Source organism: Miniimonas arenae (assembly GCF_006351005.1).
Lineage (GTDB): Bacteria > Actinomycetota > Actinomycetes > Actinomycetales > Beutenbergiaceae > Miniimonas > Miniimonas arenae.
Window position 1 is genome coordinate 28129 of record NZ_VENP01000009.1, and the last position, 15219, is coordinate 43347.

Annotated in this window: 12 protein-coding genes; 9 read left to right on the forward strand and 3 right to left on the reverse strand. The window is 75.1% G+C overall.

The annotated features are described in order from the left end of the window. The first annotated feature begins 115 nt into the window (after window positions 1–115). From FH969_RS04015 to FH969_RS04025, 3 genes are read left to right on the forward strand one after another with little or no spacing between them, the layout of a single operon-like run. Window positions 116–847 (forward strand): hypothetical protein, encoded by a 732-nt coding sequence (locus FH969_RS04015; protein ID WP_139986227.1) that lies wholly within the window; start codon window positions 116–118, stop codon window positions 845–847. Continuing rightward, on the forward strand, window positions 844–1482 hold the full coding sequence (locus FH969_RS04020; protein ID WP_108718441.1) for a hypothetical protein: 639 nt from the start codon (window positions 844–846) through the stop codon (window positions 1480–1482). Before FH969_RS04015 ends, FH969_RS04020 begins: the two co-directional genes overlap by 4 nt. Further along, the gene (locus FH969_RS04025) at window positions 1479–2072 is read left to right on the forward strand and encodes a hypothetical protein (protein ID WP_139986228.1); all 594 of its coding nucleotides are present in this window, start codon (window positions 1479–1481) and stop codon (window positions 2070–2072) included. The genes FH969_RS04020 and FH969_RS04025 overlap by 4 nt, the downstream gene beginning before the upstream one ends. Here the strand turns inward: FH969_RS04025 and FH969_RS04030 are convergent. Both FH969_RS04030 and FH969_RS04035 read right to left on the reverse strand, forming a co-directional pair. Further along, window positions 2042–3685 carry a hypothetical protein gene (locus FH969_RS04030; protein WP_180359658.1) on the reverse strand — a complete coding sequence of 548 codons (1644 nt, stop codon included), beginning with the start codon at window positions 3683–3685 and terminating at the stop codon, window positions 2042–2044. The genes FH969_RS04025 and FH969_RS04030 overlap by 31 nt on opposite strands. Further along, on the reverse strand, window positions 3682–4671 hold the full coding sequence (locus FH969_RS04035) for an alpha/beta hydrolase (RefSeq protein ID WP_139986230.1): 990 nt from the start codon (window positions 4669–4671) through the stop codon (window positions 3682–3684). The genes FH969_RS04030 and FH969_RS04035 overlap by 4 nt, the downstream gene beginning before the upstream one ends. Window positions 4672–4788: 117 nt before the next feature. On the opposite strand from FH969_RS04035, the gene FH969_RS04040 reads away from it, so the two are divergent. Both FH969_RS04040 and FH969_RS04045 read left to right on the forward strand, forming a co-directional pair. Then, complete coding sequence (locus tag FH969_RS04040) at window positions 4789–8883, forward strand: Pls/PosA family non-ribosomal peptide synthetase (RefSeq protein ID WP_234417875.1); 4095 nt, start codon at window positions 4789–4791, stop codon at window positions 8881–8883. A 163-nt stretch (window positions 8884–9046) separates the two neighbouring features. Continuing rightward, window positions 9047–10414 (forward strand): M1 family metallopeptidase, encoded by a 1368-nt coding sequence (locus FH969_RS04045; protein ID WP_108718437.1) that lies wholly within the window; start codon window positions 9047–9049, stop codon window positions 10412–10414. 217 nt (window positions 10415–10631) lie between these two features. Here FH969_RS04045 and FH969_RS04050 read toward each other — a convergent pair whose 3' ends face one another. Then, on the reverse strand, window positions 10632–11342 hold the full coding sequence (locus tag FH969_RS04050) for a 4'-phosphopantetheinyl transferase family protein (RefSeq protein WP_139986231.1): 711 nt from the start codon (window positions 11340–11342) through the stop codon (window positions 10632–10634). Between the two features lie 365 nt (window positions 11343–11707). Between FH969_RS04050 and FH969_RS04055 the strand changes: the two genes are divergently transcribed. From FH969_RS04055 to FH969_RS04070, 4 genes are all read left to right on the forward strand, one after another. Further along, window positions 11708–11995 carry a DUF1540 domain-containing protein gene (locus FH969_RS04055; protein ID WP_108718435.1) on the forward strand — a complete coding sequence of 96 codons (288 nt, stop codon included), beginning with the start codon at window positions 11708–11710 and terminating at the stop codon, window positions 11993–11995. 400 nt (window positions 11996–12395) lie between these two features. Continuing rightward, on the forward strand, window positions 12396–12914 hold the full coding sequence (locus FH969_RS04060; protein ID WP_108718434.1) for a hypothetical protein: 519 nt from the start codon (window positions 12396–12398) through the stop codon (window positions 12912–12914). A 48-nt stretch (window positions 12915–12962) separates the two neighbouring features. Continuing rightward, complete coding sequence (locus FH969_RS04065) at window positions 12963–13979, forward strand: Gfo/Idh/MocA family protein (protein WP_139986232.1); 1017 nt, start codon at window positions 12963–12965, stop codon at window positions 13977–13979. Between the two features lies 1 nt (window position 13980). Beyond that, entirely contained in the window at window positions 13981–15207 is a 1227-nt protein-coding gene (locus FH969_RS04070) for an ATP-dependent DNA ligase (RefSeq protein ID WP_139986233.1), read from the forward strand. Window positions 15208–15219 lie beyond the last annotated feature (12 nt).

A 15219-nucleotide genomic window follows, 5' to 3' on the forward strand; every position in this document is an offset into this window, starting at 1 on the left:
GGGGCGGTCGACGGGCCAGCTGGCGGAAACCATACCTCACCCGGAAGGGTGGCGCGCCCCCGTCTTCGGCGGCGCGCCGAGCTCGCTCGATGCGCCGCCGTTAGGCTTCGCTGCGATGTCCCACGTCACCCTGCCCGAGGCGCCCGCGCCGTTGCCGCCGGTCGAACCCGCGCCCGACGGCGTGCGCTCGCTCGTGCGGCGCGTGCTGCGGTCGCGCTGGACGTGGGTCACGATCGCCGCCGTCGTGCTCGTGGTTCTCGTGATCGGCCTGCTCGGCGGCTGGCGCCGGGTCGCGCCCGAGGGGCTGCCCGAGGTCGCACCGGGCGAGGAGGTCGACCTCGGCCAGTTCCGGATCGCGGCGACGGGCTGGACGGTCTACGAGCACGTCGACACCTGGGATCCGGACGAGGTGACGCCGATGCTCGCGCTCGGCCTCACGGTGACGAACACCGGCGGGTACACGGCCAGCCTGCCCCTGTCGATGTTCGAGCTGCCCGGCGTCGCGGTCGACACCGCCACGGGCGAGACGCACCGGTCCGGCGAGCTGGACGCGACCTGGACGCTCGCGCCCGACGTCACGCTCGACGTCGTCGTGCTCTACGAGATGCTCGACGGCGCGCAGCCGCCGAGCGGGGACGACCCGCTCGAGCTGGTGCTCGTCGAGTACGACTACCACCCGCACGCGCTCAACGGCGAGGAGGGCTGGTGGCCCGTGCAGGCGGTCGGCACCGTGGCGCTGCCACGCGACGACGCCGTGGCGGAGACGATGACCGCGGCCCTGGCGCGCGAGCTCGCCGGCGACGACGCCGGCACCGACGCGGACGACGCAGCCGGGAGCGACGGATGACCACCGCGACCCAGCCCGAGGCCCAGCCCGAGTCCCAGCCCGGCGCCAGCTCGCGCCGTCCCGCCGGGGCGAGGGTCGCCGTCGTCGCCGTGCTGGCGGCGCTCGTGCTCGGCCTCGGCTGGTTCCAGGGCAACCGGCCGGACGCGGTCGGCACCCGGGAGGTGCCCGGCGTCCTCGACGAGCCGGTCGACGCCGCCGGCGCCCGCATCGTGGTCGGCGCACCGCACCAGGCGGACGTCGTGCGCGTCACGAACGACTTCGACACGACGACCGAGCTCACCACGCCGGGCACGTTCCTGCTCGTGCGAGTGGCGTACCAGGGGGTCAGCCGACCCGTCGGGATGAAGAGGGTCGCGTTCCAGGCCGCCGACGGGCGCGTCTTCTACCCCGACGACCGTCAGCCGACGCCCTGGATCCTCGACGCGCAGGTGGGCCAGTGGTGGTTCACGGAGGTCGTGCTCGAGCTGCCGGCCGACGCCGTCGGCGACGGCCTCGTCGTCGTCATGCCGGAGAGTCCGACCACGGGCCTGCCGCTCGAGGTGGCGGTGGTGCCCGTGACCGACGCCGACATCGTCCGCGAGGACGGCCCGGTCGACGTGATCGAGCCGCAGTGGGTCCTCGAGGAGGAGGAGTGACCGAGACCCTGACCCCGCCGGGGGCTGCGGCGCGGCGTTCCCCTGGCCGCGGCCGCACCGCGCTCGTCGCTTTCCTGTCGATCCTCGGCATCGTCGCGGGCGCGGTGAGCATCGCCTGGACGCCGGTGGAGAGCTGGCTCAACACCAACGGCGTGCGTCGCACGCCGATCGGCGACGACGGCGTCGGCTGGATCGGGTCGTTCGGCCTGCGGCTGGACTCGGTGGCGCCCGCCCAGACGGTGGTCGGCCCCTACGACGAGTGGACGGTCCCGGACGGCTTCACCGCGTGGATCGTCACGATCGCCATCGTCGGTCTGCCACCCGAGGAGGACGACGGGTCCTACCCCGAGGGCGAGATCAGCGGCTCGGCCGACCTCCTCGTGCACGCCGACGACGGCAACGCCTACTCCCAGCCGTCCTACCTCCCCTCGGGACTCACCTCCGAGGGTTCCCTCATGTACCTGCCGAGCGAGCTGGGTTCGTTCGAGCAGATCGTCGTGATGGCTGACGGCGTGCGTCCGGTCACGGTCGACGTGGTCCCGCGGTATCCCTCGAACCCCTACTGGTCGTTCCCCGTCCCGGAGAGCTGAGCCGGCGGGACACCGATCGGCTGGACGACCTCGACCTGCGCGTTCTCGAGCGTCTGGCCGAGGCTCGGTGGCCGCCCCTGGGTGAGGCCTCGCTGGAGCGCCGTCCCGAGCCCCGCGAGCCGAAGGGCTCGGTCCGCCGCCGCGGCGACGACCGCCACCGTGAGCGTCAGGGTCACGACCGTGATGCACGCCTCGACCAGCACCGAGACCGGCCCCCAGTCGGAGCGGCGTGTCAGCGGCAGGAGCTCCGCGAGCCACCAGATCGGGTACTGGACCTGCTGCACCAGCAGGAACGCGACGCAGTACACGAGCACCGGGACAGGTCCGAGGGCGAGGACGAGTCCGCCCGCTCCGCCGAGCGCGTCCCAGCGGCCCTCGGGCTCGGTCAAGCGGGCCCATGAGCGCTCCAGACGCGCGAGGTCCGTGCCGCGTCCGGTACCGCGGCGCAGGCGGACCACGCTCGTGACGCGCTGCTGCGCGGCGGACGTCAGTCGCGCGGCGCGCTCGGCGACGCCGGCGACGTCGCCGAAGCGGGAGCCGTAGACGATCGCGGCGAGCGCGAGCCACACGAGGGGCACGACCAGCCCGGCGACGACGGCGCCGACGAGCACCCCGCCCGCGGTGGCGAGCGCGCCGACCACACCCGTGACGTCGGGCAGGCCCAGCCCGGTCCACCACGCCGACACGGCGTGCACGACGGCGCGCTCGGACCACCAGGTGCCGAACTCGTCCTGGATCGCCGAGAGCGAGACGACGGCGAGCACGATCCAGACGATCTCGGCGTACGCCACGAGGACCCGCAGCACGCCGGCCAGCACGCGGGCCGGGAGCCCGGCCGGCTGCCCGCTCGACTCGCGCGCGTTCTTCCAGCGATCGAGCAGCCACGCACCGCCGACCCGGAGCAGGAACGCGACGGCCACGATCACCAGGACCGTGACCGACAGACTGTCCGGGATTCTGTCACCGGCGTCACCGGGGTCGTCCAGGCTCCACAGGGCCGTGCTGAACGCCTGGTCGAGGTACTCCAGTCGCTGCGCACGCAGCGAACCGTCCTGCTCGTAGATGAGCAGGTAGATGAGGAGGGCGCTGCCGAGCACACCGAGGCCGCCCGCGGACGCCGTGCGGTCGGCCCGTCGGCCCACCAGCAGCAGCATCGCGGCGACCGTGCCGAACGCGACGGCCGGGGCGAGCGCGAAGACGAGGATGCCCAGCACGGCGTCCACGCCCGCGAGGGTCGGCGCGAGGTAGATCGCGATCCGCTCGCGCAGCGCGAGCCCCACGGTCGCGACGGCGAGCAGGGGCAGTCCGTAGTGCAGCAGGATCCGGCCGGCCGTCGAGACGAGCGCGCGCGCCTCCGCGGCGGCGGTCGCGACTGCTCCGCGCGGGGGCGCGGCGGGCCCGGGCCCGAGGTCCGAGGCGTCGGGCTCGCCGTCGGGCGCGGTGCTGTGCGGGGCGTCCGGCCGAGGTGGGACGACGGGAGGGGCGGGCTCGCCGTCGGGCGCGGTGCTGTGTGGGGCGTCCGGCCGAGGTGGGACGACGGGAGGGGCGGGCTCGCCGTCGGGCGCTGGAACCTGGCGAGCGTCCGGCCGCGGCGGGACCACGGGGTCGCTCACGTGGTGCCCGGACCGTCGTCGAGGCGCGACGCGATCCAGCGCAGCACGGTGTCCTCGTACTCGGCACGGGGTCGGGGTGCGGAGAGGGCGAGGTCGTGCAGGCCGCCCGGCACCGTGCGCAGCGTGACGTCGCGAGCGAGGTGCGGCACCACGCGCCACATGTGGCGCACGTCGAGCACCGTGTCCGTGGAGCGCAGCTCCGCGGGGCTCGGCCGTCGCCCGGCGACGCCGCCGCTGCGGCTCGACGTGCACAGGAGCACCGGGAGGTCGAGGCGGAGTCCGCGCGCGACCTCGTGGTGGGCGCGGCGGATCGCGAGGAGCCAGCCGGCCCGCACGGGGAACCCCTCGACGGGCTTGAGCGTGAGGTCGAAGTCCCACGCCCCGCCCGTGCTCGCGTGGATCGACCGGCCGTAGTCGCTGCCGAGGCTGGCGACGACCCGCTCGGGTGCTCGGCTGGAGACCGCGGCGGCCAGCGGCGTGCTCGTGAGGCGGCGCAGCGCGGTGTCGTTGACGTCGAACCAGGGGCTGTTGAGGACGAGCGCGTCGACGGCGCCCGCGTTCCGCTGGACGAACAGGGACGTCACGAGGCCGCCGGTGGAGTGCCCGAGGAGGACCACCTGCTCGTGCCCCTCCGCGCGGATCACGGCGAGGGCGGCGAGCAGCTCCTCGTCGTACTCGGCGAGGTCGCGCACGTCGCCGGGCAAATGGCCCGGGCGCAGCGACCGGCCGTACCGGCGCAGGTCGAGCGCGTAGAAGTCCAGCGCGCCGCCCTCGGCGATCCGTCGGGCGTGCTCGGCCTGGAAGAAGTAGTCCGAGAACCCGTGCACGTACAGCACGGCGCGGCGGTGCGTGGGGTCGCCGAGCCGGACGAGGGTCGCCTCGAGGTCCTGTGCGCCGCGGGCGTCGGGGCGCAGGGGGAGGCTCGCGCTGCGGAAGTCGCCGCCGAGCAGGTCGGGTCCGTAGGTCGTCGCCGGAGGGAGCGCCATGGACAGCGAGGGTACCGACGACCGGCCGGGGCGTCGCGCCGCGTGCGGTCCGACGGCCGGTCGCGACGCCGTTCGTTCACCTGGCTCCGGCACAATCGCCCCGACACGAGGAGAACGGTGACCCAGGAACCCCCGGCCACGGCCGGAACGGCGCTGCTCGACGCGACACCGCTCGCGCCCGCCCCGCGAACCCTGCTCGACGTGCTCCGCGCGACCGCGGCGGAGCACCCCGACGCCCCCGCACTCGACGACGGCGGGGGGTTCGTCGGCGCCGGGAGTGGCGCTGCCGCGGGCCGTACCGGCCCGGACGGCGTCCCGGCCGTGCTCCCGCCGGGGATGTCGGGCGAGGTCGGCGAGCCGGCCACCGAGGATGCGCGCGCCTCCTATCTCACCTACACCGAGCTGCTCGACGTCGTGCTCGCCCGGGCGCAGGAGCTGCGCGCGGCGGGGGTGCGGCGCGGCGACCGCGTCGGTGTCCGGCTGCCCTCGGGGGACCGTTCGCTGTACGTCGAGATCCTCGCCGTGATCGCGGCGGGTGCGGCCTACGTGCCCGTCGACGCCGACGACCCGGAGGAGCGCGCGACGCTCGTGTTCCGCGAGGCCGACGTCGTGGGCGTCGTCGAGCGGCCCGGCACCCTGCGCCTGGTGCGCGGCACGCACGCGCTGACCGGCGCCGTCGCGGGGACGAGCGCGGGCGCGATCCAGCACGCAGCGCGCGCGGACGACGGCGAGCCCACCGTCGACGACGACGCGTGGATCATCTTCACCTCCGGCTCGACCGGCACGCCCAAGGGCGTCGCGGTGAGCCACCGCAGCGCGGCCGCGTTCGTGGACGCCGAGGCCGACCTCTTCCTCGCGGGCGACCCGCTCGGACCGGGCGACCGGGTGCTGGCCGGTCTCTCGGTGGCGTTCGACGCGAGCTGCGAGGAGATGTGGCTCGCGTGGCGCAGCGGCGCGTGCCTCGTGCCCGCCCCGCGCGCGCTCGTCCGGTCCGGCGAGGACCTCGGGCCGTGGCTCGAGCGGCGCGGCATCACCGCCGTCTCCACGGTGCCCACCCTCGCGGCGCTGTGGCCCGCCGAGTCCATCGAGAACGTGCGCCTGCTCATCTTCGGCGGCGAGGCGTGCCCGCCCGAGCTCGCCGCGCGTCTGGTCGGGGAGGGCCGTGAGGTCTGGAACACCTACGGGCCCACCGAGGCGACCGTCGTCGCGTGCGCCGCGCCGCTCGACGGAGCCGGCCCCGTACGGATCGGGCTGCCGCTCGCGGGCTGGTCGCTCGCCGTCGTGAACCGCGAGGGCGCGCTCGTCGGCGACGGCGAGGTCGGCGAGCTGGTGATCGGCGGCGTCGGGCTCGCGCGCTACCTCGACCCCGCGAAGGACGCCGAGAAGTACGCGCCGCTGCCGGCGCTGGGCTGGGAGCGCGCCTACCGCTCGGGCGACCTCGTGCGTTACGAGCCCGAGGGGCTGCTCTTCGTCGGCCGCGCCGACGATCAGGTGAAGATCGGCGGTCGGCGCATCGAGCTCGGTGAGGTCGAGAACGCGCTTCAGCGTCTGCCCGGGGTGACGGGCGCCGCCGCGGCCGTGCGGCGCTCGGCGGCCGGGACCCCGCTGCTCGTGGGCTACCTCGCCGTCACCGACGCGTTCGAGCGGCAGGCCGCGCGGGCCGCGCTTGCCGCGGAGCTCCCCTCCGCGCTCGTGCCGCTGCTCGCCGTCGTTCCCGATCTCCCGACGCGCACCTCCGGCAAGGTCGACAAGGACGCGCTGCCCTGGCCGCTGCCCGGCGTCGGCGCCGGCGCAGAGGGCGGCGCCGCAGGTGTGCCCGCGGAGCACGCGTGGCTCGCCGAGCAGTGGGAGGCGGTGCTCGGCCTGCCCGTGCCGAGCGTGGACGCCGACTTCTTCGACCTCGGCGGCGGCTCGCTCGCGGCGGCGCAGCTCGTCTCGCGCCTGCGCACCCGGCTGCCCGAGGTCACCGTGGCCGACCTGTACGACCGGCCGCGGTTCGGCGCGATGGCCGCCATGGTCGGCGAGCTCGACGCGGAGCACGACGGCGAGCCCGCCTCGTTCACCCGGCCCGCGCCCACGCCGCGGCGCACCCAGGTCCTGCAGACGCTGACGGCCGTCCCGCTGCTCGTGCTCCAGGGCGTGCGGTGGCTCATGTGGGTCCTGCTCGCGAGCAACCTCGTGGTGCTCGCCGGGCCGGACGCGCTGGGCCCCGACCTGCTGCCGGTCACGTCGTGGTGGGTGCTCGTGCCCGCGCTGCTCGTGCTCGGCACGCCGTGGGGCCGGATGGCGGTGGCCGCGGTGTCGGCGCGGCTGCTGCTCGCCGGGGTGCGTGCGGGGGACCACCCACGCGGGGGGCAGGTGCACATGCGGCTCTGGCTCGCCGAGCAGATCGCCCACCAGGTCGACGCCGTGAGCCTCGCCGGCGCGCCCTGGGTGGTGATGTACGCGCGAGCGTTGGGCGCGAAGGTCGGCAGGCACGTCGTGCTGCACACGCTTCCGCCGGTCACGGGCATGCTCGAGGTGGGCGACGGCGCGTCGATCGAGCCCGAGGTCGACCTCGCCGGCTACTGGGTCGACGGCGAGACCGTCCGGATCGGGAGCATCGAGGTGGGCCGCGGCGCGACCGTCGGCGCCCGCAGCACGCTCGCGCCCGGCGCCCGGATCGGCAAGGGCGCCCACGTGGCGCCCGGGTCGGCCGTCTTCGGCAAGGTGCGCGCGGGGACGACGTGGGGCGGGTCGCCCGCGATGCGGCTCGCCGACACCGGCGACGACTGGCCGCGGCACTCCCCGCCCTCGCACCAGGGCTGGCGCTGGGCGTACGCGGTGTCCGCCGTCGGGCTCGCGCTCCTGCCGCTGGTCTCGCTCGGCTCGGGGGGACTCCTCGTCGTCCACGGCGCGCGGGAGGCGCAGACGTGGGGCGAGCTCGCCGTCGCCGCCGTGCGGTGGCTCGTGCCCGCCACGCTGCTCGCGGGCGCGGTGTTCGCGGTGCTCGTCGTCGGGGCGGTGCGACTGCTCGCGATCGGGCTGGTGGCGGGCGACCACCCGGTGCACTCGCGCGTCGCCTGGCAGGCGTGGACGACCGAGCGGCTGCTCGACCTCGCGCGCACGATCCTGTTCCCGATCTACTCCAGCCTCGCGACGCCCCTGTGGCTGCGCCTGCTCGGCGCCAAGGTGGGCCGACACGTCGAGGCGTCGACCGTGCTGCTCATCCCCTCGATGACCACCGTCGCCGACGGCGCGTTCCTCGCCGACGACACCATGGTCGCCTCCTACGAGCTGCGCCGCGGCTGGCTGCGCATCGCCCCCGCGCGGATCGGCAAGCGCGCGTTCCTCGGCAACTCCGGGATGGCGGGTGCGGGCCACACGGTGCCGAAGGACGGCCTGGTTGCCGTGCTGTCGATCGCGCCCGCGAAGGCCAAGGCGGGCTCGTCGTGGCTCGGGTCGCCGCCGGTCCGGTTGCGCCGGGTGGCAGCCGCCGTCGACGAGCGCCTCACGTACGCCCCCGACCCCTCGCTGCGCGTGCGGCGTGCGCTGTGGGAGGCGTGCCGCGTCGTCCCGGTCCTGCTCACGTGCGGGCTGGGCCTCGCGGTGCTGCTGACCCTCGCCGCGCTGTCCGGCTGGTGGGGGTTCTGGTGGGCCGCCCTGGCCTCGGGCGTGGTCCTCACGCTCGCGGCCGTGGTAGCCGCGCTCGTCACGACGGCGGCGAAGTGGCTCCTCGTCGGCCCGATCCGGTCCGGTGAGCACCCGCTGTGGTCCTCGTTCGTCTGGCGTACCGAGGTGGCCGACACGTTCACCGAGATGCTCGCCGCGCCGTGGTTCGCGAACTCGGCCAGCGGGACGCCGGCGCTCGCGCTCTGGCTGCGCTCGCTCGGGGTGCGGATCGGACGCGGCGTGTGGTGCGAGTCCTACTGGTTCCCCGAGCCGGACCTCGTGGTGCTCGGCGACGGCGCGACCGTGAACCGCGGCTGCGTGGTGCAGACGCACCTCTTCCACGACCGCGTCATGAGCGTCGACACCGTGACGCTCGGCGAGGGCGCGACGCTCGGGCCGCACAGCGTGATCCTGCCGGCGGCGTCGATCGGGGCCCACGCGACCGTCGGGCCCGCCTCGCTCGTCATGCGCGGGGAGACCGTGCCGGTCGGGAGCCGATGGAGCGGGAACCCGATCGGGCCGTGGCGCTCGGTGCGCGTGCGGGCGTACCAGGAGGTGTGAGGGGCTCGGCTGCGTCGGGCTGCGTCAGGCTGCGTCAGGCGGCCACCGACGCGGCTGGTGACACGCGGCCGTCACACGCACCGCTTAGGCTCGGCGAGTCCCGCACCACCCGACCTCCTGACCGCTCCAGCCCGACCGCCAGCCGAACGGACCAGACGTACCGATGCCGAAGTCACGCGTCGCCCGCAAGAACGAGTTCCACACCGGTCCGCACGACCCCGCCTCGCACCCCGCGGGGATCGTCGCCGACGCGTACGCCCCCGACAGCGGCAACCCCGGCTACCACGTCGAGCTCTACGACCTCGAGCTGGACTACCGCGTCCGGACGAACCGGCTCGTCGGCGTCGCCGTGCTCTCGGTCGTGGCGACCGAGCACCTCGTGCGGCTCGAGCTCGATCTCGTGGGGCTCAAGGCGAGCGAGGTCCGGGTCAACGGCAAGCGTGTGCGGCACCTCGAGACGGCGACCAAGGTCAAGCTGGTGCTTCCGGAAGCGATCCCGGCCGGTACCCGGTTCACGGTCGAGGTCGACTACGGCGGCAAGCCGGTTCCGCGACGCACGCGCTGGGGCCGGATCGGCTGGGAGGAGCTCACCGACGGCGCCCTCGTCGCCTCGCAGCCGACCGGTGCTCCCACGTGGTTCCCGTGCAACGATCACCCGGCGCAGAAGTCCCGCTACCGGATCTCCGTGTCGTGCGAGCGCGAGTACCGGGTCGTCACGAACGGTGTGCCGGGCGGGCACACCGAGCGCGCCGGCCGGCGGACCTGGCGCTACTACCAGGACATCCCCGCCGCGCCCTATCTCGCCACCGTGCAGATCGGCCGCTACGACGAGGAGCACCTCGACCTCGACGGCGTGCCGGGGTCGCTCTACTACCCGCAGCGACTGCGCTCCCGCGTGCGGCACGACATCGCGCAGCGGGTGCCCTCGATGATGCGGACGTTCGTCGACGCCTTCGGGCCCTACCCGCTGGCCAAGTACGTGGTCGTCGTGACGGACGACGTCCTGGAGATCCCGATCGAGGCCCAGGGCATGGCGACCTTCGGCGCCAACCACGCCGACGGCAACGGCGGCTCGGACCGCCTCATCGCACACGAGCTCGCCCACCAGTGGTTCGGCAACTCGGTCGGCGTCGCGCGGTGGCAGGACATCTGGCTCAACGAGGGGTTCGCCTGCTACGCCGAGTGGATCTGGTCCGAGGCGTCGGGCGGTCCGACCGCCCACGCGCGTGCCCTCGCCTACTACGCGAAGGTCAAGGCCCAGCCGCAGGACCTCCTCGTCGCCGACCCGGGTGCGGCCCGGATGTTCGACGACCGCGTGTACAAGCGCGGCGCGCTCACCGTGCACGCGCTGCGGCGCACCCTCGGCGAGGAGGTGTTCTTCGCCGTCGTGCGCTCGTGGACGCAGGCGCACCGGCACGGGACGGCGACCACCGAGGACTTCGAGGCGTACGTGGCGCGGGAGACCGGGCGCGACCTCGGCGGGCTGTTCGACGCCTGGCTGCGGACGCCCGCGCTGCCGCAGCTGCCCTAGCTGCGGGGCCAGCGCCGACGTCTTCCGCCACAGCGACTCTGCGTCACGCGACAGCGACTGAGTCCCGATTGGCCGCGCGTCCCATCGCGCTGACCTGCGATGACGCCATGCGGCGCGGCCGTGCGAACCGAGTGAGTCGCTGCGGCGTGACGGACAGTCGCTGTGGCGTCACGGACCATGCCGGCGCGACCTGGCCACGGCTGCCCCGCAGTCGGCATCACGCTGGGCTGGTCGACCCCGCGCCGGCGACGGCGAGGCTCGTCACCGCGCCGGGCGTCGGCACGTCGTGCAGCACGTAGCGGGCGACGACGCCGGGCCCGTGCTCGACGACGATCCCCGTGCCCTCGGCCTTGGCGACCGCCTCGCGCTGCGTCCAGGCGCGCAGCGTCGCGACCTCGTGGCGGGTGGCGTCGGGCGGGGCGGGTTCGGTGTCGACACCGATCGCCCGCGGCCGCGAGCTGTCGGTGGTGTTGCCGTCGACGGGGCCGCGCGCGGTGGGGGAGCAGGCGGCGACGACGAGCCCACCGGCGTGCGCCACGCTCACCTCGGGCGCGGGGAAGGTCGGGTGCGCCCGCAGGCCGGCGAGCGGCACCACGACCTGCGGCCGGCCGTGCTCGCGACCGCAGGCCGGGCACGTCGCCGTGATGACGACGGCGTCCGCTGCGCACTCCATCGCCTCGGCGGCGAGCACCCGGACCAGGTAGCGACCGAGCAGCGTCTCGTCGGCCGCGACGTCGGAGATCCCCTCGAGTCTGGCTCGCTCGGACGCGGTGAGCCAGGAGTATGCGCTCGAGCGGACCGGGTCGACGGCGGCGGTCGGCGCCCACACCACGGTGACGCCCGCGATCACGGCGCGGCCGGTGGGGGCCCAGCCGGCCACGCCCGCCGACTCCGTGACGCCGGCGCGGTCCGGCAGCTGTCCTTCCACGGCCGCAGCGTAGGCGTCGCGCGGCTGGGGGGTGGTGGGGCGCGGCGTGGGTGGACGCGGCGCTCGCGGTGTCCACGTGGGGCGCGGCGGCAGCGCGCAGGGTGCTGCGGCGTGGGTGCACCGGACGCGGCGGTCCGCAACCTTCGCCCGGTCGCTCACCCCGCACGGCCAGCTGCGATCGAATTACGACACACGTGAGTGACGCATCGGAATCGGTGCGGATGCCGTGCCGTAAATAGCCAGCCGAGTACCTCCATTAGACCTCTGACCTGCGCAAAGGCATGCCTTACCAACGTTGCGATATTGCGGATGCCGGGTTTATGGTCATGCCAATTCCGACACGCGTCGGACGGAAGAGGAACACCATGTCCACGATCAACGAGATGCCCCACGTCGTCGAGTGCGCCGTGGCCGGCTGCTCCTACAACCACGACGGCTGTACCGCCTTCGCCGTCACCGTCGACCGCGACGCCGACTGCGCCACGTTCATCGACATCGGCACCCGCGGCGGCCTCGACCGCGTCGTCGCCCAGGTCGGCGCCTGCCAGCGCACAGACTGCATCCACAACGCGAACCTGGAGTGCACCGCGGAGGCCGTGCGCATCGGCCCCGGCGGCGGCACCGCCAACTGCCTCACCTACGCCAAGGCCTGAGTCCCGGAGCGAGGCCGAGCAAGGCACAGAGACCCCGCGCGGCAGCGCGCGGCTGCACCACCGTCCCCTCCTGCGCCGCTGGGAGGACGACAGCTGCGAGGCCCCCGGACCGATCGGTCCGGGGGCCTCGTGCTGTCTTCGGACGGCGACCTGTCTGCGACGGCGACGCGTCCGACATGTGAGACGACCCCGAAGGTCCCGATCGCCCCTCCCGCTGGCCGCTAGCGTCCTTCCCGTGACGAGCACCCAGCACCCGAGCGCAGCGGCGATGCCGCCCGCCGCGTGCTGCCCGCCGATGCCGGGGTGTATGCCCCGGCCCGGCCTCGCGTTCGTGCGGTAGTTCCGGCGAAGCGAGTCCGGGCGCCGCGACCCCCGACTCGTCCCCTCGCCGGAGCCTCCCGTGACCCTCGTCAGTACCCTTCCGTCCTCCGCGCCGCGTCCCGCGGCGCTCGCCGCCCCTGCGCCCGTGCCCGCTCTGTCGCCGGATCCGTCGACCGTCGAGATCGACGCCTCCGAGCCCTTCCACCGCGTCGTCGCCGCCGTCCAGGAGGCCGTGCGCGACGGCGTCGCGTCCGTCTGGCTGACGGGTCACGGCGCCGCTCCGGTCGCCGCACGCGTGCTGCGGCTGGTCCGCGACGTGCGGGTCGGCGCGGAGCTGGACCCCGCGGAGGTGGGCCTGGCGGAGGCGGCGAGCGACGCCGTCGTGCTTGCGGGGGTGGCCGGGGGACGCGCCCACGTGCTCGTGCGCGACCCGAGCGCGCGCGCTGCGCTGCGTGCGGCGGTGCGGCGCCTCGTGGCGCGCGGCCCCGTCGCGCTGCCGAGCCGGTTCGGCGGCGACGCGTGGTCCGCGACGGTGGCGCTCTCGTGGCCGGTCGAGGTCGTCGTGCACCCGCGCGTCGCGGCGGTCCTCGCCGCCTGAGCAGGACCGCACCGGCGCGGCGTCGGGGGGCAGGGGCAGGATGGGCGCATGAGCGCACAGCAGCCCCTGCGCTGGGGCATCCTCGGGCCGGGGCGGATCGCGACCAACGTGGCGAAGGACTTCCGGCACGTGGCCGACGGCGTGCTCGCCGCCGTCGCGAGCCGCAGCCTCGAGCGGGCGCAGTCCTTCACCGCCGAGCACGCCCCCGACGCGACGGCGTACGGCTCCTACGGCGAGCTGCTCGCCGACCCGGACGTCGACGCCGTCTACCTCGCCACCCCGCACGCGCAGCACGCCGCACAGGCGATCGCGACGATCCGGGCGCGCAAGGCGGTGCTCGTCGAGAAGGCGTTCACGGCCACGTTCCCGGGCGCCGAGCGGGTGGTCGCCGAGGCCCGCGCGAGCGAGGTGTTCGCGATGGAGGCCGTGTGGACGAGGTTCCTGCCCGCCGTCGTGCGTGCCCGCGAGCTCATCGCCGACGGCGCGATCGGCGAGGTCCGCGCCGTCGCCGCCGACCTCGGCGTGCGCCGCGAGTTCCACCCCGACGACCGGCTGTTCGACCTCGCACTCGGCGGCGGGACGCTGCTCGACCTCGGCGTCTACGTGGTCAACGTCGCGCAGATGGTGCTCGGGGAGCCGCAGGAGGTGGTCGCGCGGGGATCGCTGCTGCCCACCGGGGTCGACGCCGAGGCCGGCCTGCTCGTCGACTTCGGCGAGGGCCGCACCGCCACGCTGCAGACGTCGTTCCGCGCGCCCACGCCCGGCGACGCCCGGATCTACGGCACGGACGGCTGGCTCGACCTGCCGCCGCGGTTCCACCACCCCGACCGCCTCGTGCTGCACCGGTACGGGCAGGACGCCGAGGAGATCGGCGCGCCGCACCGGGGCGCGGGCTACTCCTACGAGTTCGACGAGGTCGCGCGCTGCGTGCGCGCGGGACGCACCGAGTCCGCGGTCATGCCGCTCGCCGACACGCTCGCCGTGGCCCGGGTGCTCGGCTCCGCGGCCGAGCAGCTCGGCGTCGCGCTGACCGATGACCCGGACGCCGGCGTGGAGTCGGACTGACATGGTGCTGCCGCTGTCCCCGCCGATCGCGCCGATGCTCGCGCGGTCCGTCCCCGAGGTGCCCGACGCCGACGCCGCGGGCGGGCCCTGGTCCTACGAGCCGAAGTGGGACGGGTTCCGCGCGATCGTGCTCGTGGACGCCGCGTCCAGCGGCGCCGACGGCGGGTCCGAGGGATCCGACGCGGCGTCCGACGGCGTGGAGATCCTCTCCCGCAGCGGCCGCTCCATGACGCGGTACTTCCCCGACGTCGTCGCCGCCGTCCGCGCCGAGCTCCCGGCACGCGTCGTGGTCGACGGCGAGATCGTGCTCGCGCGCGGTTCGCGCCTGGACTTCGAGCTGCTCGGGCAGCGCATCCACCCGGCCGCGTCACGCGTCCGGATGCTCGCGGAGCACGCCCCGGCGATGCTCGTCGTCTTCGACGTGCTCGCGCTGGGCGACGAGGCGCTCGTGGACCGTCCGCTGCGCGAGCGGCTCGACGTGCTCGACGGCCTGCGCCTCACCGGGCCGCGGGTGCACGCGACGCCGCGCACCACCGACGCCGACGTCGCGCGGCGCTGGTTCGCCGAGTTCGAGGGCGCGGGCCTGGACGGCGTGGTCGCCAAGCCGCTCGGGGAGCCCTACGCCCCGGGCAAGCGCACGATGCTCAAGATCAAGCACGCGCGCACCGCCGACGTCGTGCTCGCGGGCTACCGCGAGCACAAGGACTCCACCCCCGAGCGCCCGCTCGTGGGCTCGCTGCTGCTCGGGCTGTACGACGGCGAGCACAGCGGTGAGCACGACGGCGGCGGCAGTCGGTCCGACGGCGACGCGGGCGGCCCCCTGTGCTTCGTCGGGGTGTCGGCGTCGTTCCCGATGGCGCGACGTGCGGCGCTCGTCGAGGAGCTCGCCCCCCTCGTGGTCCACGCCGACGACGAGGCCGGTCTCGCGGCGCACCCCTGGGGCGACTGGGCCGACCCCGCCGCGCAGGCCGAGGGCCGCAGGCCGGGCGCGCAGTCGCGCTGGTCCGGCACGAAGGACCTGTCGTTCATCCCGCTGCGCCCGGAGCGCGTGCTCGAGGTGTCCTACGACCACATGGAGGGCAGCCGGTTCCGGCACACCACCCAGCTGCTGCGCTGGCGGCCCGACCGGGAGCCGTCCTCGTGCACCTACGCCCAGCTGGAGGAGGTCGTCGGGTACGACCTGGCCACTCTCCTGCCCGGCGGCCCGACCGCGGATCTGCCCGGCTGACCGTCCCCGGGC